This window comes from Mesorhizobium sp. M0019 (assembly GCF_040323975.1).
GTDB lineage: Bacteria > Pseudomonadota > Alphaproteobacteria > Rhizobiales > Rhizobiaceae > Mesorhizobium.
This window is the reverse complement of the sequence record NZ_JAMYVK010000051.1, coordinates 24,941-45,692: the sequence shown is the minus strand read 5'-3', so window position 1 is coordinate 45,692 and position 20,752 is coordinate 24,941. Positions and strand designations below refer to the sequence as shown.

General features: G+C 61.2%; 18 protein-coding genes and 1 pseudogene. 15 read left to right on the top strand and 4 right to left on the bottom strand.

Going from position 1 to position 20,752, the window contains the following annotated elements; translation table 11 throughout:
* Positions 1-229, top strand: a pseudogene (locus NKK47_RS28185) (LysR substrate-binding domain-containing protein); the annotation flags it as partial.
* A 73-nt stretch (positions 230-302) separates the two neighbouring features.
* Here NKK47_RS28185 and NKK47_RS28180 read toward each other — a convergent pair.
* The 3 genes from NKK47_RS28180 to NKK47_RS28170 all read right to left on the bottom strand — a co-directional run bounded on the left by NKK47_RS28180 (position 303) and on the right by NKK47_RS28170 (position 1,224).
* Positions 303-689 carry a hypothetical protein gene (locus NKK47_RS28180; protein WP_352579053.1) on the bottom strand — a complete coding sequence of 129 codons (387 nt, stop codon included), beginning with the start codon at positions 687-689 and terminating at the stop codon, positions 303-305.
* 276 nt (positions 690-965) lie between these two features.
* Positions 966-1,097 (bottom strand): hypothetical protein, encoded by a 132-nt coding sequence (locus NKK47_RS28175; protein WP_352455521.1) that lies wholly within the window; start codon positions 1,095-1,097, stop codon positions 966-968.
* On the bottom strand, positions 1,087-1,224 hold the full coding sequence (locus tag NKK47_RS28170) for a hypothetical protein (protein WP_352455520.1): 138 nt from the start codon (positions 1,222-1,224) through the stop codon (positions 1,087-1,089). The genes NKK47_RS28175 and NKK47_RS28170 overlap by 11 nt, the downstream gene beginning before the upstream one ends.
* A 318-nt stretch (positions 1,225-1,542) precedes the next feature.
* On the opposite strand from NKK47_RS28170, the gene NKK47_RS28165 reads away from it, so the two are divergent.
* A complete protein-coding gene (locus tag NKK47_RS28165; protein ID WP_352455519.1) occupies positions 1,543-2,190 on the top strand; it encodes a helix-turn-helix domain-containing protein in 648 nt (215 codons plus the stop codon).
* Positions 2,191-2,299: 109 nt separating this feature from the next.
* Here NKK47_RS28165 and NKK47_RS28160 read toward each other — a convergent pair whose 3' ends face one another.
* Positions 2,300-2,482, bottom strand: a complete 183-nt coding sequence (locus NKK47_RS28160) for a hypothetical protein (protein ID WP_023679139.1) — start codon at positions 2,480-2,482, stop codon at positions 2,300-2,302.
* A 505-nt stretch (positions 2,483-2,987) separates the two neighbouring features.
* Between NKK47_RS28160 and NKK47_RS28155 the strand changes: the two genes are divergently transcribed.
* The 13 genes from NKK47_RS28155 to NKK47_RS28095 all read left to right on the top strand — a co-directional run bounded on the left by NKK47_RS28155 (position 2,988) and on the right by NKK47_RS28095 (position 20,649).
* Positions 2,988-3,368 carry a hypothetical protein gene (locus NKK47_RS28155; RefSeq protein WP_352579052.1) on the top strand — a complete coding sequence of 127 codons (381 nt, stop codon included), beginning with the start codon at positions 2,988-2,990 and terminating at the stop codon, positions 3,366-3,368.
* A 122-nt stretch (positions 3,369-3,490) separates the two neighbouring features.
* On the top strand, positions 3,491-6,916 hold the full coding sequence (locus tag NKK47_RS28150) for an acyl-[ACP]--phospholipid O-acyltransferase (protein WP_352579051.1): 3,426 nt from the start codon (positions 3,491-3,493) through the stop codon (positions 6,914-6,916).
* A gap of 1,143 nt (positions 6,917-8,059) precedes the next feature.
* The gene (locus tag NKK47_RS28145; protein ID WP_352579050.1) at positions 8,060-9,175 is read left to right on the top strand and encodes a Fic family protein; all 1,116 of its coding nucleotides are present in this window, start codon (positions 8,060-8,062) and stop codon (positions 9,173-9,175) included.
* Between the two features lie 197 nt (positions 9,176-9,372).
* On the top strand, positions 9,373-9,678 hold the full coding sequence (locus NKK47_RS28140; RefSeq protein ID WP_352455514.1) for a type II toxin-antitoxin system TacA family antitoxin: 306 nt from the start codon (positions 9,373-9,375) through the stop codon (positions 9,676-9,678).
* Positions 9,679-9,701: 23 nt separating this feature from the next.
* Complete coding sequence (locus NKK47_RS28135) at positions 9,702-10,202, top strand: GNAT family N-acetyltransferase (protein WP_352579049.1); 501 nt, start codon at positions 9,702-9,704, stop codon at positions 10,200-10,202.
* Between the two features lie 545 nt (positions 10,203-10,747).
* The gene (locus NKK47_RS28130; protein ID WP_352579048.1) at positions 10,748-11,794 is read left to right on the top strand and encodes an NAD(P)-dependent alcohol dehydrogenase; all 1,047 of its coding nucleotides are present in this window, start codon (positions 10,748-10,750) and stop codon (positions 11,792-11,794) included.
* A 338-nt stretch (positions 11,795-12,132) separates the two neighbouring features.
* The gene (locus tag NKK47_RS28125; RefSeq protein WP_292655834.1) at positions 12,133-13,044 is read left to right on the top strand and encodes a carbohydrate ABC transporter permease; all 912 of its coding nucleotides are present in this window, start codon (positions 12,133-12,135) and stop codon (positions 13,042-13,044) included.
* Positions 13,044-13,943 (top strand): carbohydrate ABC transporter permease, encoded by a 900-nt coding sequence (locus tag NKK47_RS28120; RefSeq protein WP_352579047.1) that lies wholly within the window; start codon positions 13,044-13,046, stop codon positions 13,941-13,943. Before NKK47_RS28125 ends, NKK47_RS28120 begins: the two co-directional genes overlap by 1 nt.
* 47 nt (positions 13,944-13,990) lie before the next feature.
* Positions 13,991-15,520, top strand: coding sequence for an ABC transporter substrate-binding protein (locus tag NKK47_RS28115; RefSeq protein ID WP_352579046.1), 1,530 nt, complete (start codon positions 13,991-13,993; stop codon positions 15,518-15,520).
* 65 nt (positions 15,521-15,585) lie between these two features.
* The gene (locus NKK47_RS28110; protein WP_352579045.1) at positions 15,586-17,115 is read left to right on the top strand and encodes a xylulokinase; all 1,530 of its coding nucleotides are present in this window, start codon (positions 15,586-15,588) and stop codon (positions 17,113-17,115) included.
* The gene (locus NKK47_RS28105) at positions 17,108-18,433 is read left to right on the top strand and encodes an iron-containing alcohol dehydrogenase (RefSeq protein WP_352579044.1); all 1,326 of its coding nucleotides are present in this window, start codon (positions 17,108-17,110) and stop codon (positions 18,431-18,433) included. Before NKK47_RS28110 ends, NKK47_RS28105 begins: the two co-directional genes overlap by 8 nt.
* A gap of 77 nt (positions 18,434-18,510) precedes the next feature.
* On the top strand, positions 18,511-19,593 hold the full coding sequence (locus NKK47_RS28100) for an ABC transporter ATP-binding protein (RefSeq protein WP_352579043.1): 1,083 nt from the start codon (positions 18,511-18,513) through the stop codon (positions 19,591-19,593).
* Complete coding sequence (locus NKK47_RS28095) at positions 19,594-20,649, top strand: hypothetical protein (protein WP_352579042.1); 1,056 nt, start codon at positions 19,594-19,596, stop codon at positions 20,647-20,649.
* Positions 20,650-20,752 lie beyond the last annotated feature (103 nt).

The window sequence follows — 20,752 nt, the reverse complement described above, 5'->3', positions numbered from 1 at the left end:
CGGCCTGACCATCGCCATCCTCGCAGCGAAGGGCATGGGGATCGGCTTGGTCAATCCCTCCGTCATTGCGGACGGCATGATCGGCGGTATTTTGGCCAGGCCATTCGAGCCAGCCGTCAATTTCCGCGCGCTACTCCTGCGCCCGCCGGACGGCATCAATTCGACTTTGATCACCGACTTCATTGGCGAACTCTATGCCGCTCGCAATATGCTATCGAGCGAGGCCTAGGCAACTGGCTCGACGCCTGGTTCTAGCTGCACACGAATGCCATCGACGAGAAGCAGGACACGCAATCCCGGTCCTATCCCTCCCCCATCGTCGAGCGGAGAAGAGCTTGCATATGCTCTGCCAAGTCGAGCTCACCGCGCGCCTCGATCTTCAAAAGATATCGGGCCTTGGACCGGCGATCACCTTCCCTGACCGCAGGATAGGCGCATACAGCCAGCAGCGCCCTTTCCTCAGCCCGGCTGGCTCTGTCGTGGTCGCGGTTACTGCCGCCCATTTCGTGGATCGCCTTGCCGAATGCCGCGTACGCTGCCTTGTGCGCATTGATCAGCGCCCGCAGATCGCGGGACGGTTCCCGGTCCTCCCGTCGCGGCTTTGTGGCGAAAGCCGATGCCGCAACCGTCGAGGCGACAACGGCGCTGGCGGCGTTGAGAAGCAAGGCGCGGCGATTCATTCTGGACATGGTGAACTCTCCTCTTCACTTCATGGCAGGCTGCCAGAACGATGTCGTAGGATCGGCCAGCTGCGCTTCCACAGTAGCATGACTGCCGGCGCGTTCATGTCAGGATGGATGGTAACGTTGGATGCGTTGCAGCCAGAGCATAGCTGGCGCGACTGCGCGAATCGGCATCTCGCGAACTGTTCAATCAATTGTCCCTCGGCCTCGCCACCAAAGAAAGGATCGCCATTCCCGAAAAACTCCATAACTTCGAAGAATTGCGATCCCTTTCGGCGCGGCTCACGAGGCGTCCTCGACGGTGATGGCTTTCATCACCCGTTCGTCCACCATTGTCCGGGCCTCGTTAAGATGGCGCTGCCAAGTGCCTTGCGACGACGGCGACCAGCGAAAGCCGTTGGCTTCAGCGCCCACCGGTCGCCTCGTCGGGCTTAGCCGGGAAGATCATCTGAATGCGAGCCATGTCGACGTCGATGATGTCGACGGCTCTGATTCCGATCTTGGCGATCTGGCTTTCGTTTGCCCACTCCTGCATCCTCACCAGTGATTTCAGTCGCGATTGCAGACGGCGGATTTCGGCCCGGTTGCCGACCTGTCGAAACCGCGTTTCCGTTGCCAGTCTGCCAGTATGATGGCTGTCGACCGACGCTGATGATTGCGTGCTCCGACAATTTCAATGCGGCACAAGTCGGCAGAAGCATGCGCAAGTTCCCGAGAAGGCGAGCGCCGCGTAGGCACGCTGCCGGCCTTCACCGCTTTCCCAGCCAAGCACTAGGTAGTTTCCCGTAGGGATAGAACCGAATTTCGCGACCTGCTGATTCGCGCGATTGCTGTGCTACGGATCAACCGGGAAACAGCCATGCACGCCCAATCGACCTCCAGAATTTCACTGCCGTCGCACGGCTTACAGTCGAGCCTGCCTACGGCATTCGATCCGACACTGCTACAGCCGGTCAGCTTCTTTCGCTGCGGTTCGGAAATCTATGCGCAAGGTGAAAAGGCCGGAGCCTTCTATCAGGTCGAGTTTGGCGCCGTGCGTGTTTACCGCCTGCTTGCGGACGGTCGCAGGCAGATAAGTGCCTTCCATCTGGCCGGAGAGACATTCGGTTTCGAAGCCGACACCACCCATCATTTTTTCGCCGAAGCCATCAACGCCGTGGGTGTCCGCGTCTTCCGCTTTGCCACTGGTGCGGATCTCTCCCGTCAGCTGCTGCCGTTGGCTCTCAAGGGCCTGACGAGAGCGCAGGAACATCTCTTGGTTCTCGGCCGTCAGAATGCCATCGAACGCGTCGCCGCGTTCCTGGTCGACATGGCGGAGCGGCAGGGCGGCTTGCGACAGGTCGAACTGCCGATGTCGCGCATGGATATCGGCGATTATCTCGGCCTCACCATCGAAACCGTGTCGCGGGTTTTCACCCGGCTGAAGGACAAAGGCGTCATCCGCCTGCTCAATCTGCGCAGCATCGAGATCATCAAGCACGACGTGCTTCATGCGATGAGCGAGTGAGGCTACTTGGTCACTTGCCGCGCGTGGCAGACCGTAAGCGTTGCCGCTTTTTCGACCGACTTTGGTCACTCGGGCTTCAATCGCCATGCGGCCTTGGCCAAGCGCGCAGCTAGGCCGCCTTCTTGATCTCCGCGACCTGAACGCCCAGTCGGAACGCCTGACCGTCTGCAAACGAACGCGCGTAGCTCTCAGATGTAAAAGGGACCGTGGTGGTGGTGCCGTTGACCGTCACGCGAACCGACCACTCTTTGTCCCTAATGATTTCAACGGCATGTTGCTCATGCGCAGCCATGCGTTCCTCCCAGAATGGTCCGTTGAGGATGGGAGGATAGCGTCGTAAAACTGGTTTGCATGCAAATAATCCGACACCGCGACGTCGAAATGTCAAAACACGCACAGCTAGGCTCAAGTCGATGGCGTTGCCTTGAGCTTGGTCGATGCAAGAGGACACCACAGCGGCGAACTCACCTTCAAGGGCGACTGCGCAGTTCACGCCCCTGTCTGGGGAACATGCGGATTACCAGGCGGACAAAAAAGCCCCAGCGCTGGGTCGATGCGCCGGGGCTTTGGGCACGTACAAGCTACACCAACATGTCCGCATATGAACGTGCGCTAATAAAGTGAAGGAATGGTGAACCACGCATATGCCGAAGGGCGCACGCTAAAAGCTGGGGTGAAGCGCAGTATCAGTAATGACAAGTTTGCGCACTCTGATTGTCCCACCTTACTTTCGACCAAACGACGGGGTGAGGATGCGGGCAGTCTTATTGCTTTGATGACGTATGCCGTCACCGCTCATGCCGATGAAGCGAGCCGGCTCACTGACGCCGTCCTCGACCGGCTGCGAAAGACTGTCGCAAGACCGGCTGATTGTATCGAACCCGGAAACAGACCAACGCCGGCGCAACCTCACCCTGAAACCAAAAGACAATATCGATGACCTCCAACAGCTATGCTCCCAAGGGTTCAAGCGCCTGCAAACGTTGACCACGCCCACTTTCGCTATCGCCGCCTGGATGATGACGGCCGCATCAATTTCATGGGGCAAGCATAGCCGCCAAGGGGTTCTGCCCGATGGCCGCGACCAGGCTCGTGGATACCTCGAACCATCACCAAGACACCGCGAGACGCGAAAGAGGCAAGCCGCTTCATCAACCGGCAACACCGAAAGCTGCTGATCAATGTGAGCCGCAGTAACGAAGCGTAATCGGGTTCCCACTACAAAAAGGCTCAAACCGCGCAAGACCGCGGATCGATCCGACCAGGATCTTCAACGGTCTGCCCAATGGAAGTCGCCGCTATGGAAATCGTCACGAACAACCCCACGAACAGTCATCTGATGACTTCACGGCGTTTTGCGCCTCTCTTCTGGACGCAGTTCCTGTCCGCCTTCAACGACAATTTCCTCAAGAACACGCTGGTTTTCCTTATTCTGTTCACCCTGGCGGCGGACAAGGCGGCATCACTGGTCACCCTGGCGGGTGCCGTCTTCATGGCTCCTTTCCTGCTCCTGTCCGCCCTTGGTGGCGAGATCGCCGACCGGTTCGACAAGGCGCTCATCGCCCGTCGGCTGAAATTCACCGAGATCGCCGCTGCGGCTGTCGCTGTCGTTGGGATCGCGCTGTCGTCGATCCCGGTGCTGATGATGGCGTTGCTCATGTTCGGCATCATCTCGGCACTGTTCGGACCGATCAAGTACGGCATCCTGCCGGATCATCTCGAGCGCAAGGAATTGCCCCGCGCCAATGCCTGGATCGAATCGGCAACCTTCGCCGCCATCCTCGGCGGCACTATCGCCGGAGGCGTCGTCTCGGCCGATGGCATAGGCGTCTCGGTCTTCGGGCCGATGATGATGATCCTCGCCATCGGTTGCTGGTTTGTCAGCCGATACATTCCGTCAACCGGTTCTGCTGCACCCGACCTCGTTATAGACCGGAACATCTTTCGCTCGACGTGGCGACAGGTCAACGGCTTGCGTGCCGACAAGCGGATCTGGCGCGCCGGACTGATGACGTCGTGGTTCTGGCTTATCGGGGCCATTGTCCTTTCGATCCTGCCTACGTTGGTCAAGGATTCGCTCGGTGGCGGAGAAATCGCTGTCACCGCCTATCTCGCGGTGTTCGCCGTCTCGATCGCGATTGGCTCTGCCATAGCCGCATGGATGTCGCAGGGCCGCATCGTGCTCTTGCCAGCCCCGGTTGGCACGGCGTTGATGGCACTATTCGGCTTGGACCTGGCCTGGACCATCTGGAGCATGCAGCCCTCGCCCAGGGCCGAAACGCTCGCAATATTCTTCGCCGGGCCAAACACGGTCCATGTTGCGATCGACCTTGCCGGCATGGCTATTGCCAGCGCCTTTCTTGTCGTGCCGACCTTCGCCGCAGTGCAAGCCTGGGCGCCCGAAGCCAGCCGCGCTCGCGTCGTCGCCGCCGTGAGCATCGTCAATGCAGGCTTCATGACGGTGGGCGGCATACTTGTCGCCGCGATTCAAGCAGCGGGCGTCTCCACTGGAGGTATCCTGTTCGGCCTCGCCGCACTCAACGTGGTCGCCGCCTGGCTGATGCTGAGATACCTTCCGACAAACGCCTTCCGCGATTTCGTTTCCATTCTGTTCCGAGCCTTCCATGGTCTGGAGGTGGAGGGGCTGGAAAACCTCAAGGCGGCCGGCCCGGCACCCATCCTGGCGCTCAACCATGTCAGTTTCCTCGACGGTCCGCTGGCCCTGACGCTGACCGAGGAAGAGCCCGTCTTTGCCATCGACCACACTATCGCCCAGGCCTGGTGGATGAAGCCTTTCCTCAAGCTCGCCCGTGCGCTGCCGCTCAATCCAGCCAAGCCGATGTCGACCCGCACGCTGATCAAGATCGTGCAAGGCGGCGATCCGCTGGTCATCTTCCCCGAAGGGCGGATCACCGTCACCGGCGGCCTCATGAAGGTCTATGACGGCGCCGCCATGGTGGCCGACAAGACCGGCTCGATGGTCGTGCCCGTGCGCATCGACGGGCTGGAGAAGAGCTATTTTTCGCGGCTGACCTCGCTGCATATTCGCCGCCGGCTGTTCCCGAAGGTCAAGGTGACCATTCTGGAGCCCGTCAAACTTGAAGTACTGCAGGATCTGAAGGGCCGGAAGCGCCGCGCCGCGGCGGGCGCTGCCCTCTACCAGGTCATGTCGGACCTCGTCTTCCGCACCCAGGACATCGACAAGGCTGTGCTGGAGAAGATCATCCAGACGGCGAACGAACGCGGCATGAAGCAACTGGCCGTTCAGGACCCGGTCACCGGTTCGCTGAGTTACGGCAAGCTGCTGACAGCCGCCGCCGTGCTTGGCGAGAAATTCAAGAAACTCTATGCCGGCCAGCAGACGCTCGGCATCATGCTGCCCAACGCTAATGGCGCCTGTGCGACGCTGCTCGGCGTTATGTCGGCCGGCAAGGTTCCGGCGATGATGAACTTCACAGCCGGTGCAGCTAACATCCTCTCCGCTTGCAAAGCCGCCGAGGTGCGCACCGTGCTGACCTCGCGCGCCTTTGTCGAACAAGCGAAACTCGGCGCCGTGGTCGAGGAACTCGGCCGATCGGTCGACATCGTCTGGCTCGATGATCTGCGGGCCACCATTGGCCTCAGGCACAAGCTGCTCGGCCTTCTGCGCAAGAGCGCACCCCGGGTCGCCCGCAAGTCTGAAGATCCGGCGGTGATCCTGTTCACCTCGGGGTCCGAAGGCACGCCCAAGGGCGTGGTGCTCACCCACCGCAACATCCTGGCCAATGCCGCCCAGGCCGCCTCGCGTATCGACTTCCACTCGGGCGACAAGGTCTTCAATGTGCTGCCGATCTTCCATTCCTTCGGCATGACGGCGGGCACGGTGCTGCCGCTGATCTCGGGCGTGCCGGTCTATTTCTACCCCTCGCCGCTGCACTACCGGATCGTGCCGGAGTTGGTTTACGCCTCGAACGCAACGATCATCTTCGGCACCGATACGTTCCTTGCCGGCTATGCCCGCACCGCACACCCCTACGACTTCCGGTCAGTGCGCTACTGCTTTGCCGGCGCGGAACCGGTCAAGCCTTCGACCCGCGCGATCTATATGGAAAAGTTCGGCCTGCGCATCCTCGAAGGCTACGGCGTGACCGAAACCGCGCCGGTGATCTCCATCAACACGCCGATGTACAACCGGTCCGGCAGCGTCGGCAAAATCATGCCGGGTATGGAGTATCGCCTGGATCCGGTGCCTGGCGTCGAGGATGGCGGACGGCTGTTCGTGCGTGGGCCCAACGTCATGGCAGGCTATCTGCGCGCCGAGAAGCCGGGCGTGCTCGAACCGCTCGAAGACGGCTGGCATGACACCGGCGACGTCGTCGCCGTCGACGATGTCGGCTTCATCACCATTCGAGGCCGCGCCAAGCGCTTTGCCAAGATCGGTGGCGAGATGATCTCGATGGCCGCCGTCGAGGCGCTGGCGGGCGAATTGTGGAAAGGCTCGCTCTCGGCGGTCGCCGCCGTGCCAGATGCGCGCAAGGGCGAAAAGCTGATCCTCATCACCGAGGCCGTCAACGCCACGCGTGCCGAATTCCTGGCCTTCGCTAAGGCCAACGGCGCCATGGACCTGATGGTGCCCGCCGGAGTGCGCGTCGTTGCGAAAGTGCCCGTCCTCGGCTCCGGGAAGCTCGACTTCGCCGCCGTGACAAAGATGGTGCTCGGCGCAGAGATGAAGATTAACGCCGCTTGAGCACGTCCTACCAACGGCCGACGAACCAAGCTGGCCCGCTCTCCCGCGCAGTCCGCATCCAGTTGCCGCCCGCGTAGGTAACGCCGATACTTCATTAGGTCCCGAAAATCACCGGATGCGCGGCAGCCGTCTCTGTCTGACCTTTGGAATCTTAAACATATAACTATGACGATCGCCGAACTCAGCACGAGCAGTTCTGGACTCTTTATGAACGCCTTCGGCTTGTTGCCCGCTCTCTGCCGAGAAAGGACCGAGCATGACTCCCATCATCGGGAAGCCCTAGCGAGCGTTGTCGCTCCATAATGAACCTTTGTCGATCGACGACGTGGGCCGATCAGGGCAAGCGATCCGGCAGCAATACTGTGAGGCGAAGGGTATGCGGCATGCCCCGAACTTCCCTGCGCGCCGGTGTTCCACCGCGTGAAAAAAAGCCCGCCGCACGGTTAGGTGCGGCGGGGCGGGACGGGCGCTGTTGCACCAAGCGGGGGACTAGGGTGGGCGGGCTTGCCAGGTGCGCGCGGGCCGTAGGCAAACTTAGGCGCATGAGTTGCTATACGTCTAGCAACCGCCAGTTGGACTGGCCCGAAATCAGGGTTCCAGTGCCAAGGGACAGGACAGTTCCCGGAGCCCAGCCCGAGGCGCCCGTCGGGGCCGGCTCCGTGCTCCAGCCTACCGGTTCAGATCATCCGAGCCGTGCCCACATCTTGAACAGGCAAAGCCGCGCACGCCTGTGAGGTACGAACCGCCGCTGATTTCCATAATGACGCTACACGTGTCGGCCCTTGATACCTGCGTGAGGGGAGCTGTGCAAAGACCGGTTCTCGGGGCTCCTCAAGCTATGTCCTTCAACGTGTCCAGCGGCCCTTTCAGAGCCGACCTGGGTTGGATCAACTCCGGCGCAATCAGGAAAATCTGCGGTGCCGCCCGGGGGTTGATCGATCAGCTCAAACTGCAATCAAACAGATTGGCGCGACCGCAAGAACGCCTCCTCAACACTGGGTCTTGCGATATAGCGGTCTACAACTCGAACCCGAACACGTTCGCCAATTGTTGACGTATCCGAGAAGACCCTGAGGCATAGCGAGGATTGCTATAGCTCACCTGTCGTGGCATAATGAGTTATAGAAAGGTGCTCTATAACTCATGGTATGGAATTGGGAGCAGGCTGACTGGCCGCATTTTACCTACGCTGAGAAGGTATTGGAACCGCTGGAAAGCGAGTTCCTGTTGCGATCGGGCGAGTTCCTGGGCGTCTTTCGTCATGTGGGTGCCAACGATCGCGACCAGATCCGCATCGACCTTATCAGCGAAGAGGCCTTGAAGACATCCGCGATTGAAGGGGAATACCTCAACCGCGAGAGTCTGCAATCATCCTTACGCCAGCAACTTGGCCTGGGAAGCGAGATCAGGCACATTCCGCCGGCCGAGCGCGGCATCGCTGAAATGACGGCCGATGTTTACTTGCATTTCGCCGATACACTCTCGCACCGCACCCTCTACGCTTGGCACAAGATGGTGATGTCGGGTGAGCGGGGTATCGGGACCATCGGCAGCTACCGCCAGCATGCCGATGCTATGCAAATCGTTTCCAATCGGCTGGATAAGCCCAAAGTGCATTTCGAAGCGCCGCCGTCGGCCCGGGTGAAGACCGAAATGGACGCCTTCGCGGCTTGGTTCAACGTAACCGCGCCCAAAGGCAAGATACCGATTCCGGCGTTGACGCGTGCCGGAATCGCGCACCTTTATTTCGAGAGCATTCACCCGTTCGAGGATGGCAACGGGCGCATAGGGCGTGCCCTCTGCGAAAAGGCGTTGGCGCAAAGCCTGGGTGAGCCCAGTCTCATCGCTTTGGCGTACACGATTGAACGCCACCGCAAGGCCTACTACGACAATCTCGAGGCCAGCAACAAGAGCAACGCGATTACGGATTGGCTGCTCTACTTCGCTAAAACGATCCTTGAGGCGCAGCGCGTAACGCTTGCCCGTGTCGAATTCTCCGTCGCCAAGGCCAAGTTTTACGAACGCTACCACGGTCACTTCAACGAGCGACAGGAAAAGGCCATCACCCGGATGTTCCGCGAAGGTATAGATGGTTTCAAGGGCGGTCTCAGCGCCGAGAATTACATCGCCATCACTCAGGCATCTCGCGCGTCAGCGACAAGAGATTTGCAGGACCTCGTTGCCAAGGGTGCACTGATTAGAACTGGCGAACGACGATACACACGTTACGCATTGAACACTCTTGCTGGCCGAGCGTAAACCACAACAGGGACAGAAGAAGCGGGCTGTCGAAGAGCCTGCCTGCCTGGACCGTCAGCACCCAGTAGAAGCCGAACAGCGGGCGAAGCTGATGTTCGACCACCAGCGCGTGGATGAAAGGCAGAAATCGGTTTGATTTGTTCGTCTATGTGACGTACATTGTCTGCGAAACATAGACCATGACAGGAGTGATCCCAATGCCGCGCAAACAGCCCCAGATCGAACGAGAGACGCCCAACCGCGTCGAACGCCTCGGATTCCGGTTGGATGAAGAGACTAAGGATCTTATCGAGCGGGCAGCGCATCTGTCACGACGCAAAGTCAGCGACTTCTGCGTCACTGCGCTCACTGACACCGCGCGCCGCACGATCGCCGAGCATGAGACGTTGGTGCTGTCCGATCGCGACCGCGCGGCATTCTTCGACGCGCTGGTCAATCCGCCAGAGCCGAGTGAGCGGCTGGTCCGCGCCTTGGCCGAGCACAAGCGCCGGGTCGCGTCCTGAGCATGGCGGCGTCTCGGCCAGATTTGAAGATCGAGGCGCTCGCGTCGCATCACGACCGGGACGGCTTTGCCTGCGGCGTCGACAGACTCGACCGTTATCTCCGGACGCAGGCAAGCCAAGATGTGCGGCGCAAGGCGAATGGGGTCTTCATTCTAGTGGAGCCTGATAAACCGGATGTCGTGCTGGGCTATTATACGCTTTGCGCAACCAGCCTTGCACAGGGCAACGTGCCGGCCGCCGCGCGCAAGCACATCCCGCGCTATCCGCTGGTCAGCGCCACGCTGATCGGACGGCTGGCGGTCTCGGAAGCCCGTCAGGGCGAACGCCTGGGTGCGATGCTTCTCGCCGACGCCGTGCGGCGCGCCTATGCGAGCGCGGCCACAGTCGGTTCCTCGATGCTGGTGGTGGATGCCATCAGCGAGCGCGCCGTTGCCTTCTATGAGGGAAACGGCTTCGTGTGGCTGCCGGACTCCCTCCGGCTCGTCCTACCGATGCACGCAATCCAGCAACTGGTGGAGCCATGATCGACGCAGCACCTACATCGCCTAACGCGGAGCCTTCGCCGTCGGACCGCGACGGGTTCGGCCACCCTGTGCTTTGCCGAAGCCCTCAGAAGCATCTCGCAGACCCAGTAAAAAGACCCTCTTTCGTCGTGCTACGGCGCCCTGTCAGGTGCTCTGTCGCCCGGGCAGCCAAAGCCGGGCGACAATTTCTCAAACATCGCGTCACAGCATGCCCTGTTGCCTCTTCGACAAAACAGAACCGAAAGAAGGGAGAACTTTGTGTGCAGCGAGTGTGCACGTCGCCCTCTAAACACTGGTTCCTATCCTGATGCCGAATCTATCACTTGATACCTCAGAGTACCCTGAATGATCCAAACGAAATTCGGCAGCGGCTGGTCGGCCTTCAAAGTCCCTTGGCCGGGAAGTTGGTACGGATAGTCGGAATCTTGCAACACCCGTTTCCGAACTGGATTTTGAAGCCGTGAATGAGCGGCTATGATGAACGTGCCGAATGCAAGCAAGGTCGCGGAGGCCTCGAACAGTCGGCTATAGAGGAGACTACGTCGATGACGAACATTCGCGCCCTTGTCCTTGAACGCCAGCACGAACTCAAGCTGCGTGAGATCGATCGGCCACAGACCGTCGGCGCGGGCGAAGTTCGCATCAAGATCCATACGGTGGGCATCTGCGGCTCGGACGTGCACTACTACACGCATGGCCGCATCGGCCCGTTCGTGGTCGAAGCGCCGATGGTCTTGGGCCACGAAGCCGCCGGCACCGTCGTCGAAACAGGGGAAGGCGTCGAGCATCTGAAGGTCGGCGACCGCGTCTGCATGGAGCCGGGTATCCCCGATCCCAATTCGCGGGCGAGCCGGCTCGGTCTCTACAACATTGACCCAGCTGTCAGATTCTGGGCAACGCCGCCGATCCACGGTGTGTTGACGCCCTATGTCGTCCACCCCGCCAACTACACATTCAAACTGCCCGACGATGTCAGCTTCGCCGAAGGCGCCATGGTGGAGCCCTTCGCTGTCGGCATGCAGGCGGCTGCCAAAGCAAAGATCGCGCCTGGTGACACGGCGGTGGTGATTGGCGCCGGGCCGATCGGGACGATGGTGGCGATCGCGGCACTCGCCGGCGGGTGCGCCCGCGCCATTGTTGCAGATTTCGCCCAACCCAAGCTCGACATCGCCAGCGGCTATCAAGGCGTGATCCCGGTCAACATCCGCGACAAGAACCTGGCGGCGGAGGTAAAGCTCCTGACCGATGGCTGGGGCGCCGATGTCGTTTTCGAATGCTCGGGCTCGTCCAAGGCATGGGAGACCCTGCTCGATCTGCCGCGGCCCGGCGGCGCGGTGGTGGTGGTCGGCCTGCCGGTGGCGCCTGTGGCGCTCGACATTGCCACCGCCTCGACCAAGGAAGTCCGCATCGAGACTGTGTTCCGATATGCCCACCAATATGAGCGGGCAATCGCGCTGATGGGGTCGGGCCGGGTCGACCTAAAGCCACTCATTTCGGCGACCTTCCCGTTTGAAGATTCCATCACCGCGTTCGACCGCGCAGTCGAAGCCCGGCCCGCGGACGTAAAGCTTCAGATCCTGTTGCCGGATTAAGGGGAGTTCCAAAAGCCCCCGGGCTGTCCTCCCGATCTCCTCGATGCTTTCCGTAGCTTTCCTTGGGCTGCCAAAGTTGGCGGCGGCCCTGAGTGCTTTTGATGCTGGTCCACCGCATTTACCGGCGATCCCTCCAAAAACAACTTCATACCCGGCGATGTCGGGATCTACCACGAGCAAATCCCTTGAGCGCTGACAGACCCGACACTTGACAAATCGGCGGCCGTCCGACACGTTCTTAACAAAAGGCACAACAAACTTACAAAAGTTCAAGTTGGCACAATCTGGCCGATAGGGAGAAGGCCGATGCGTCTCTGTGACCGAGCGGAGATTTGCACGTGAGCAGCGCTATCCTCACGCGGCCGACTTCCAGGTGGGCCCTACCCCGGTTCATGACGGCCGAGCATCCTTTTCCCTGGCTCGCGCCGATCACGGTGATGCTTCTCGTTTTCGGCATCTATCCCCTCGCCTATTCAGTCTGGCTGTCGTTTCACAAACGCAATGTCGTTTCCCGGCAACTCGACTTCGCCGGGCTCCACCAATGGACGCGCGCCTTCTCGGATGCGCGTATGTGGCATTCGCTGGAAACCACGCTGATCTACACCTTCGTCGCGCTTGCGGTTCAGCTTGCGCTCGGCATCCTCATTGCCCTTCTGCTTGACACCGATCGCAAAGGTTACGGCGTGCTGCGGGCGCTGATGACACTGCCGCTGGTGGTGCCGCCTGCCGTGACCGGAATGATGTTCCTGCTGATGCAGGACGGCTCTTTCGGCGTCCTGTCGTTCTACCTCTATGCCCTCGACCTGATCTCGCCGGCACAGCCGATCCTGACGCAGCCCGGAACCGCATTGGCGGCGATCCTGCTGGCAGACATATGGCAATGGACGCCGTTCATGGTGCTCATCATCCTAGCAGGGCTCAGGGCGCTGCCGAAGGAACCTTTCGAAGCCGCCGCGATCGACGGCGCCAACGGCATCCAGACGTTCTTGCGGCTCACATTGCCCATGCTGCGCAAGGTGATAGCGGTCGCGGTGCTGATCCGCGGCGTCGATCTCTTTCGCATCTACGACTACGTTTACATCATCACCGCCGGCGGGCCAGGCACGGCCACCGAGACACTTTCATTCTACGCGGGTCGAATCTACTTCACCGGAGACTTTCCCTATGCCGCGACCCTGTCGCTGATCGTGCTCGTCGTCTTGATCGTCGTGTCGAACCTGTTCGTCAGGCTGTTCAAGGTGAGGTTCTGATGGAGTCGTCGCGCGCCCAAACGATCACCCGTGACGTGCTCGCCGTCCTGGTGGTGGCGATCTTCATGTTCCCGATCGCGTGGTGGGCGCTGTCGTCCATCAAACCCTATTCGGCGATCTTCGACCGCAGCGGACCGGTTTACACCGGTTTCACGCCGACGCCGGACAATTACCGTGTGACCTTGCTTGGCGTTTCGCGCGTCGACATCGGCATGGAACAGGGCGGCGAGGCGGCCGGGGTCATCAAGGGTGGCGCCAGCTCCTACGATTCCCGCCAGTCGTTGCTCGATAGCGCCGTCATAGCCGTCGGATCGACGGCGCTGACGCTGCTGCTGGCCACGCTGGCCGCCTATTGCCTGTCGCGAATGCAGTTCAGCGGCCAGCAGTCCTTCCTGTTCTGGATTCTCTCGCAGCGCTTCATGCCGCCAATCGCGATCGTCATTCCGATCGTTTTCATGTTCCGCGATCTCGGCTTGCGCGATACTTATACGGGGCTCATCCTCGTTCACAGTTTGATTAACCTGCCGCTGGCGGTTTTGCTTTTGAAGTCGTTCTTCGACGATGTTCCGCGCGAGGTTGATGAGGCGGCGCTGATTGACGGCGCGACGCGCTGGCAGACGTTTCGACGCGTCGTCCTTCCCATGGTCAAGGGCGGCATCGCTGCGACGGCCGTGCTGTGTTTCATCTTTTCGTGGACCGAGTTCCTGCTCTCACTGTTTCTGACAACGTCGATCCGCACTGTGCCGGTGAAGATCTCGACCTTTGTCACATCGACCGCGACCGAGTGGGGCTACATCACAGCGCTCGGCACATCCGCGATCATACCCAGCTTCATCTTTATCCTGCTGGTTCAACGGCATCTGGTCCGCGGCCTCACCCTCGGATCCCTGAAGGAGTGAGGCGCAGACGAGAAGAACGACGACAAAAACGCAATGGAGGAACGATCATGAGCTTCAGTGAACACGACAAGAAGACATTCGTCGCCGATACCTGCAATGACTTTACGGCGCGCCGAATAAGCAAACGCGACTTCATGAGGAAGATGGCGCTCGCTGGTGTCGGCTTTTCCGCCTTCGGATCAGCCATGCTAGGTGGTGGCCGCACCAGTCGGGGGATGCTGGGCCTCGGGGTTGAAGAAGCCCGCGCCCAGGACGCCGATATGCTGAAGTGGCTGGCCGACGTCGGCAAGCCATATGCCGGCACCAAAATCCGCTACACTTCGGAAGCGACGCCGCCAACGATCGTTGCCAACCAGCTTGTCGCGGGTGAATTCACCAAGGCAACCGGCATTGAGGTGGAAGTCGAGATCGTGCCGCTGGAGCAGGTTCTCGCCAAGGCGACGCAAGACGTACAGGGCCAGCTTGGCACCTACGACGTCTACTATCTCGACCAGTCCTGGATGGCGACATTTGCCCAGGATGTCGTCGATCCGCGCGAGTATTATGACCAGAACAAAGACCTGGCGATGCCCAACTTCGACTGGGACGATTTCTCCAAGCCGCTGGTCGACGGCATTGCCATTTACAACGGCAAACAGTGCGGAATTCCATTCGATATTCCGATCTTCATCCTGATGTACCGCAAGGATCTATTCGACAAACACAACATTGCCCTGCCGACAGACCTCGACACTTACCTCAAGGCCGTGCAGGCGCTCACAGAGGCAGAAAAAAGCAACGGCATCTTCGGCACCGCGTGCCAGGCGAAGTCCGGCCACTATTCGCTGGAATGCGACTGGACCTTCGCATTGTGGGGCCATGGCGGTTCGATCTTCAACAAAGACAAGAAGTTTGTCGGCAATGACGAACGCGGCGTGGCCGGGCTGCAATTCTATCAGGAGCTGGTCAAGAACTCGCCGCCCTCGGCGACGACGTGGACCTGGGACGGTCAGGGGCAGGCACTGACACAGGGTCAGGCCGCCATGGCAATCACCTGGGGCGAGGATTTCCCCGGCTTCGACGCCAATGATTCCAAGGTCAAAGGCCTGTTCGAGGCCCTGCCCGCGCCCAAGGAGGTTCCTGGCCGTCGAGCCGCCGCCGATTGCGGCTTCAACGAAATCCCGGCCGTCGGCCACCAGGGCGGCTCGACGATCTCGCTGTCGCAATATTCCAAGAACAAGGAAGCAGCATGGCTGTTCATGCAGTGGGTCTGCTCGAAGGATGTGATGGCGCGGGTATCGACGCTCGGCGGCGGCGCCTCGCCGATGCGCAATTCCTCTTTTACAGATCCTCGGGTCAAGGCGAAGGCCGTTGTCGGCCCCGGAACGACACGCCACTTCGACGCGATCAAATACACTATCGACAACCAGATGGGATCGGAGCCGGACATGCCGATCTGGGCGGATTTGTCGAACAACGACATTCCGGTTGAGCTCGGCAAATTGCTTACGGGCCAAGACTATGGCGACGACGCCAAGGCATGCCTGGATGCCATTGCCGGCATTGTCGACGGCAAAGTCAAGGATGCCGGTCTTTAGTGGGTAATCGGTGATTTGGGCGAAGGCGGTTTCGACCGCCCTCGCCCGTTGGCAACGTGGCGGCAATGGTTCCTGATCTCGTCATCGGCATTGATTCCTCGACCTCGGCAACCAAGGCGATCGCCTGGGACCGCAACGGTCTGGCCGTGGCTGAAGGTCGTGCACCGCTTGCGCTGTCGAACCCGCGTTCGGGCTATTTCGAGCAGGATCCGGCCGAATGGTGGGCCTCGACGGTCACGGCGCTTCGTGCTGTCGCGGCAACAGTTTCGCCGGCACGCATTGCCGCCCTTGCGATTGCCAACCAACGCGAGAGCTTCGGCCTTTTCGACGAGCAGGGCCAGGCGGTCGGGCCCGCAACGCTCTGGCTCGATGAGCGCGCCCGGCGGAAGGCACACCGCTTCGGCGAGAGCTTCGGCGCGGCACGCGTCCACGCAATATCCGGCAAGCCGCTGGACGTCATTCCTTGCCTTTACCGCATGATCTGGTTCCGCGAGCAAGAGCCCGAGATTTTTGCCCGGGTGGAGCGAATGGCCGAAGTCCACGGCTATCTGGTCTTTCGCTTGAGCGGCCGGTGGGTGACGTCCACCGCATCCGCGGACCCGATGGGCATACTCGATATGCGAGCTATGGAATGGTCGAACGATATACTGGAGGCAGCCGGCGTCGCCCGGCGCATGATGCCGGACCTGGCGCGGCCCGGCACGGTTCTGGGCCAACTGACTTCGGAAGCGGCCATGCTGACGGGCCTGCGGGAGGGCACGCCGATCGTCGCCGGCGGCGGCGACGGTCAATGCGCCGGCACGGGCGCGGGTGTGTTGCAGGCGCGATGCGCTTACATCAACCTCGGGACGGCGGTCGTCTCCGGCAGCTTCGGCACGGACTACGTCCACGACCAGGCCTTCCGCACCGAGACGGCGGTCGCCGATGATGGCTATATCTACGAGACGTGCCTTCGCGCCGGTACTTTTCTTGTCGACTGGATGGCGCGCGAGATGCTTGGCGTCGATCTGCATGGCGCAAGCGATGCCCTGGAGGCGCTCGAGGCCGAAGCCGCTGCCAGCCCGATCGGCGCAGGCGGCATAATGCTCCTGCCCTACTGGCAGGGCGTCATGGACCCACACTGGGATAGTGCGGCCCGTGGTGTGATTGCCGGGCTTTCGGGCTCCAGCCGCCGCGGCGACATCTATCGCGCCGTGCTGGAAGGCATAGCGCTGCATCAGGCCGCGACAAGTCAGCGGGCGGCTGCGGCCGCCGCCCAGACCATCGACCAGTTCATAGCGATCGGCGGAGGAGCGAAGTCCGACCTGTGGATGCAAATTCTGGCGGATGCACTCGATCGTCCCATAAAGCGTTCGACGACCGTCGAAGCCTCCTCGCTTGGCGCGGCGATGGCGGCGGCAAAGGGCGTGGGCTGGTTTTCCACCATCGCCGAAGCGTCGCTCGCAATGGCCAGCGAGCCGGCCAAAACCTTCGAACCGGACACGAAACGGGCCGCGCTCTACGCCGAACTTCTTGCGATCCATGCCGATCTTTGGCCAACGCTTTCAGCCTGGAACCAGCGCCTCGCGGCCTTCATGGAGGCCGATCATGGCTGAAACGACCAACTGGAACGCGTTGATCGAGGACGTTGTCGCGGGACGCTGGACAGATCCCAAGACCGGCGCGGCCGCGGTCCTGCCGTTCCAGACGATCGAACTGCTGGAGACGACGGAGGGCCGCGAGTCGGATCTCGTTGCGCCCCTGGCGCTAGGCAGCCGCATCGCTGTTGTGTCGGATATCAACACCGTCGATGTGATGGGCAGGCGCGTCGCGAAGGCGCTGCGTGCCATCGCCGACATCGATGAAATCGTGCTGCCTGACGGCCTCGACTGCGATGAGGCAATGATCCAGATGGTCAGGGAGAAGACGCGTCACGCCGACGGGGTCGTGGCCGTCGGGTCGGGCGTCCTCAACGACGGCTGCAAGCATGCAACCTTTCTCGACGAGCGGCCCTATGCCGTCTTCGGCACGGCCGCCTCGATGAATGGCTACGGCGCCTCGACAGCGTCGGTGACCTTGGCCTCCGGGCTCAAGATCTCGCTGCCCTCACACGCGCCCCGGGGCATCTTCCTGGACCTTGGCGTGTCGGCCGCAGCGCCCGCCTGGCTCAGCGCTGCCGGGCTTGGTGACAGCCTCTGCCGCTCAACCGCCCAGATCGACTGGTGGGCTTCGCATCGGCTGTTCGACACTTACTATTCTGAGGTGCCCTACCTGCTGCAGGCGGGCGATGAGGAGCCGATGCTGGCCCATGCGCCTAGCCTTGCCAGGCATGACGTCACCGCTGTCGGGCATCTCCAGCGCGTCCTGACGCTGTGCTCGATGGGCGTGTGCTTTGCCGGCGTTTCCCATCCCGGGTCCATGGGAGAGCACCAGATTTCCCATTGGGTCGACATGTTCGCGGGAGAGCGCCATCCCGGCACCACGCATGGTCAGCAGGTTGGGGTTGCCTCGCTGGTCATGGCGCGTCTGCAAGCGCGGCTGCTGGACATGAAAGAGCCGCCGCAGGTGAAGCCGACCGCCATCGACGAAGCGGCGATGCTGGCACGCTATGGAGCGCAGCTTGGACCACTTTGCATTGCCGAGATGAAGAAGACGGCACTCGACGCCAGCCAGTCGGAAATCTTCAACCGCAGGCTTGCGGAAATCTGGCCGGCGCTGCGCCAGGAGGTTCGGCCCATGGCAATGCCGGTCGCCCGCATGGCGGCAGCACTCAAGGCTGCGGGAGGGCCGGTCACCGGCGCGGAACTAGGCCTGCCGCGAGCGCTTTGGCACGACGCCATTCGCTATTCGCGGGAAATCCGCGGTCGATGGTCCTTCATCAATCTGGCCGCCGATGCGGGACTCTTGGAAGAGTTTCTGGAGAGCGAATGGTGAGAGCGCATCCGATCGCCAATAGCTCGCATAGCGAAAATGCGATCCAACCCGCAAGGGCAATCGAAGGGTAGCAATTTATGGCGTCTGTCACCATCAGCAACATAAAGAAGGACTATGGCGCCCTCTCGATTATCGATGGACTCGATCTCTCGATCGAGGATGGCCAGTTCGTCGTTCTGTTGGGGCCGTCCGGCTGCGGCAAGTCCACGCTGTTGCGCATGATAGCCGGTCTCGAGCCCATCACATCCGGTGAGATCGCCATAGGCGACAGGGTCGTCAACACGCTCCATCCCAAAGACCGCAACATCGCGATGGTCTTCCAGAATTACGCGCTTTATGCGCACATGACCGTCTTCGACAACATGGCCTTTTCCATGCAGTTGAAGAAACGCCCAACCGAAGAAATCAAACAGAAGGTCGGATGGGCGGCGGCGATCCTCAATCTGACCCCCTATCTGGAACGGTACCCTCGCCAGCTTTCGGGCGGCCAGCGGCAGCGCGTCGCCATGGGCCGCGCCATCGTGCGGGACCCAACTGTGTTCCTGTTCGACGAGCCGCTGTCCAACCTCGACGCCAAGCTGCGCGTGCAGATGCGCACCGAAATCAAGGAGCTCCACCAGCGGCTGAAGACCACCACCGTCTATGTCACGCATGACCAGATCGAGGCCATGACCATGGCCGATGTCATCGTCATCATGCGCGACGGCCATATCGAGCAGATCGGGCGCCCGCTCGATGTCTACGATCGCCCGGCAAATCTCTTCGTCGCCTCCTTTATCGGCTCGCCCGCAATGAACATGTTCCATGGCGAGGTGGCTGCCGAGCGCGACGTCTGGGTGGTGCGGACCGACGAGCTATCGCTCCCGCTGCCGCCAGGGGCTGCGGTTCGGCCCGGCCAAAAGGTGATCTACGGCATTCGCCCCGAACATCTTCGACCAGTGGCCGACGGGCGCGGCATTCCGGCGAGGATTACGGTTGTCGAGCCGACCGGCCCCGAAATCCACATCTTTGCCAGCATGGGCAACATCGCGATCTGCTCGGTGCTGCATGACCGCATGGAGCTCGCTCCAGGAGCTGTGATCCATCTGGAGCCGGCGCCTGAGCGAATCCACCTGTTCGACCAGGGTAGCGGCGAGCGGCTGGACAAGGGAAGAAGTTGAATGGCGCGGATCCTCATCCTCGGCGCCGGCGTCATGGGCTCTGCCATGACGCTTCCGGCCGCTCACGCTGGTAACCGCATCACTCTTGTCGGGACCCATCTCGATGAGGAGATCGTCGGCTCGGTGGCCAGCACAAGTCATCACCCACGCCTCAACATCACTCTGCCTGATGTGGTAACCGCCTGTTCCTGGACCGAATTCGGGGCGGCGATGAACGATGGACCCGATCTGCTTGTACTCGGCGTCTCGTCGGCCGGCATTCCTTGGGCGATCGACCGCATTGCAGAAAGCATCAAGTCGCCCGTGCCGATACTGATGATTACGAAAGGACTTGCAGCAAGCGACGAAGGCGTGGGAATCCTGCCACATCTGCTTGCCCGCGAGATCGAGCAACGCACTGGCTTGTCTGTCCCGGTCATGGCCGTCGGCGGACCGTGCATTGCCGGCGAACTGGCGGCACAGCGCGACACCTCTGTGATCCTGGCCGGGCACAATCCCGACCAGGTGGCCGCGGCGTCCCGCATTCTGCGCGCGCCTTTCTATCATGCGCGATCGTCATCCGATCTCGTCGGCGTCGAGATCTGCGCTGCGTTCAAGAATTTCTACACACTCGCCGTTGGGGCTCCCGTCGGGCTGCTCGAGCGCGACGGCAAGGCGCCCAATGGCGCGCTCATGCACAACCTAGCCTCGTCGCTTTTCTCGCAGTCCCTCGCCGAGATGGCGATTCTGGTCGAAGCTCTGGGTGGAAAGGTCGAAACGGTGCTGGGGCTGGCCGGCTCCGGCGATCTTTATGTGACCTGCCAGGCGGGCCGTAACGGTCGCATGGGGCGCCTGCTCGGCCGCGGCCTGCCCTATTCGGTGGCGAAGCGCGAACATATGAGTTCGGACACGGTCGAGGGCGCGCAACTGGCGCTGGACCTTGGTCCGACTTTGAAGAATATGATGGCCCGGGGTGTACTTCCCCACGATCGCCTGCCGCTGACGAGGGCCATCATCGACGCGATTTGCCATGATGCTCCGCTGGTTTTGTCCTTCGACCGCTATCATCGAGGCTAGCGGAGCCGGGAAACTCGATTGATACCTCATCTCGATGAGCACATGGCTCCGCCGAGCCGCTCTGGACCCGCTGCCGCGGAGTGGACAGGATGATCTGATGGAG

Bases quoted from the DNA above. Each gene is read 5' to 3' on its own strand.
- NKK47_RS28165 (WP_352455519.1), top strand. From the start codon at position 1,543: ATGCACGCCCAATCGACCTCCAGAATTTCACTGCCGTCGCACGGCTTA.
- NKK47_RS28100 (WP_352579043.1), top strand. From the start codon at position 18,511: ATGGCGTCTGTCACCATCAGCAACATAAAGAAGGACTATGGCGCCCTC.
- NKK47_RS28095 (WP_352579042.1), top strand. From the start codon at position 19,594: ATGGCGCGGATCCTCATCCTCGGCGCCGGCGTCATGGGCTCTGCCATG.
- NKK47_RS28130 (WP_352579048.1), top strand. From the start codon at position 10,748: ATGACGAACATTCGCGCCCTTGTCCTTGAACGCCAGCACGAACTCAAG.
- NKK47_RS28105 (WP_352579044.1), top strand. From the start codon at position 17,108: ATGGCTGAAACGACCAACTGGAACGCGTTGATCGAGGACGTTGTCGCG.
- NKK47_RS28120 (WP_352579047.1), top strand. From the start codon at position 13,044: ATGGAGTCGTCGCGCGCCCAAACGATCACCCGTGACGTGCTCGCCGTC.
- NKK47_RS28115 (WP_352579046.1), top strand. From the start codon at position 13,991: ATGAGCTTCAGTGAACACGACAAGAAGACATTCGTCGCCGATACCTGC.
- NKK47_RS28110 (WP_352579045.1), top strand. From the start codon at position 15,586: ATGGTTCCTGATCTCGTCATCGGCATTGATTCCTCGACCTCGGCAACC.
- NKK47_RS28150 (WP_352579051.1), top strand. From the start codon at position 3,491: ATGGAAATCGTCACGAACAACCCCACGAACAGTCATCTGATGACTTCA.
- NKK47_RS28180 (WP_352579053.1), bottom strand. From the start codon at position 689: ATGTCCAGAATGAATCGCCGCGCCTTGCTTCTCAACGCCGCCAGCGCC.
- NKK47_RS28155 (WP_352579052.1), top strand. From the start codon at position 2,988: ATGCCGATGAAGCGAGCCGGCTCACTGACGCCGTCCTCGACCGGCTGC.
- NKK47_RS28140 (WP_352455514.1), top strand. From the start codon at position 9,373: ATGCCGCGCAAACAGCCCCAGATCGAACGAGAGACGCCCAACCGCGTC.
- NKK47_RS28145 (WP_352579050.1), top strand. From the start codon at position 8,060: ATGGTATGGAATTGGGAGCAGGCTGACTGGCCGCATTTTACCTACGCT.
- NKK47_RS28160 (WP_023679139.1), bottom strand. From the start codon at position 2,482: ATGGCTGCGCATGAGCAACATGCCGTTGAAATCATTAGGGACAAAGAG.